This is a genomic window from Streptomyces sp. NPDC051555 (assembly GCF_044454405.1).
Taxonomy (GTDB): Bacteria; Actinomycetota; Actinomycetes; order Streptomycetales; family Streptomycetaceae; genus Streptomyces.
The window spans coordinates 1-2175 of record NZ_JBITDP010000100.1; the positions used below are offsets into that span (position 1 = coordinate 1).

The window sequence follows — 2175 nt, forward strand, 5'->3', positions numbered from 1 at the left end:
GTTGCGCCGTGAGGCGCTGTGATTCGTGTGGAGGTGAGAGACCTTCACCGCTGACCTGTCGTAGCAGGGAGGTGGAGCTGAGGGCAGCCTGATCCGGGTGATGCCGGGGAGGGCGGGAGCGGCCCTGACAAAGCCGGGACGTGCCAGTACTGCCAGATGGTGCGGGTCCGGCGAGCGGGACGGAGAGGAGTACGCGAGGAACCGGCGTCTTTACGTCTCTTAACGACTACACCGGCTCGAACCTGGTGGATCTGGGCCGGAAGCGGTGCGCACTCGCCGCCGTTGGCGGTGGGGAACTCCTTGGCCGGTATTTCGAAGCCGTTCGGGAGGCCACGAGGAAGGGCTACGGCGTACTCGTGGCGATGCCGCAGGGACACAGTCGGGCTCCTACTTCGACGAGCGAATCACAGTGAACACGGGAACCACCGGTCTCAACTCCTCTCTTGCGGGCGGCCAGCCCACTGGTGGGGATAGGCGCATCGACCGCCGAACGGGCTGGGTGGGGCGGAGCCGCCGTAGTACTCCGAGCCGGGGAAAGCCCGGAGCATGGGGAAGGGCGGCAGCGGTATCGAGAAGGGAAGGAGACTGCAATGCCGAAAGACGCACCGCTGAACAGCGGTGCCCTGCTGGAGGCGGACTCGGTGGGTCCACGCCAGCGGGTATCGGAGATGCAGGCCAAACTTCACCGTTGGGCGGCGGTCGATCCTGGCCGCCGGTTCGATGATCTGTTCAACCTCGTGCACGACCCGTCGACGCTGATCGCGGCGTTCGAACGGGTCGCCGGCAACCGGGGAGCCCGCACTCCCGGCGTGGACGGCCTGACGGTCGCCGACGTTGAGGAGCGATTCGGAGCCCCCGGATTCCTGGACGACCTACGGGCCCAGCTCAGGCAGGGCTCGTTCCGGCCGCTACCGGTGCGGGAGCGCAAGATTCCCAAACCGGGCGGGTCGGGGAAGGTGCGGCGGCTGGGGATTCCCGTGATCGCCGACCGGGTCGTCCAGGCTGCGCTGAAGCTGGTGCTGGAGCCGATCTTCGAGGCCGACTTCAAGCCGGTCTCCTACGGCTTCCGGCCCAAACGGCGGGCTCAGGACGCGATTGCCGAGATCCACTTCTATGGCACCCATGGATACAGGTGGGTGCTGGACGCGGACATCGCGGCGTGCTTCGACGAGATCGACCACGTCGCGCTGATGGACCGCGTTCGGAAGAGGATCAAGGACAAACGGGTACTGGCACTGGTGAAGGCATTCCTGAAGTCCGGTCTCCTCACGGAGCTCGGGGAACATCAGGAGACATTCACCGGCACGCCGCAAGGGGGCATCATCTCCCCGCTCCTGGCGAACATCGCCCTGTCGGCGCTCGATGAGCACCTGCACCGGGCCTGGGAGCCGGATGGGGAGTTGTCCACCAGCAGTCGGCGCGAACGACGGAGTGCCAAAGGCCTGCCCTCGTGGCGGCTGGTCCGCTACGCGGACGACTTCGTCGTCCTGGTCAAGGGGACCAGGCAGGACACCGAGGCACTGCGCGAGGAGATCGCCCAGGTCCTCGCACCAATGGGGCTGCGGCTCTCGGAAGCCAAGACCCAACTGGTGCACCTGAGCGAGGGGTTCGACTTCCTGGGGTTCCACATCCAGTGGCGCCGCAAACGCGGAACGGACAAGTGGTACGTCTACACCTTCATCGCCGACCGGCCAGTCCGGTCGGTGAAGGCGAAGATCCGTACCCTCACCCACAGAACATCGCAGCAGGACCTGGCCGTGGTCCTGGTGAACCTCAACCAGGTCACCCACGGATGGGCCAACTATTTCAGGCATGCCGTCGCGAAGCGCACCTTCAGCAACCTGGACAACCTCGTCTGGTGGCGAGTCATCCGGCTGCTGCAAGAGCGGCATCACTGGAACTGGACGGACGTCCGCAGACGGCTTACCACCCCCACCGGGCGGTGGCGGCCGATCAGCTCGGGCGAAATCGAGTTGCGGAAGATCAGCGCGATCCCGGTCACCCGATATCGCTACCGCGGCAACACGATCCCCAACCCTTGGACCCCTGCAACCACCTGACGGCAGAGACCGTGGAGAGCCCGTTGCCTAGTAATAGGCACGGCGGGTTCGGCGAGAGGTCCGGGGAAACGGGCCGGGAGCAATCCCGGCACCGCGCCCCGGGCCTACTCAGCGA

General features: G+C 66.1%; 1 protein-coding gene. It reads left to right on the forward strand.

Translation table 11 applies throughout. The annotated features are described in order from the left end of the window. Positions 1-590: 590 nt before the first annotated feature. Entirely contained in the window at positions 591-2060 is a 1470-nt protein-coding gene (ltrA, locus tag ACIBEA_RS44445) for a group II intron reverse transcriptase/maturase (RefSeq protein WP_399270257.1), read from the forward strand. Positions 2061-2175 lie beyond the last annotated feature (115 nt).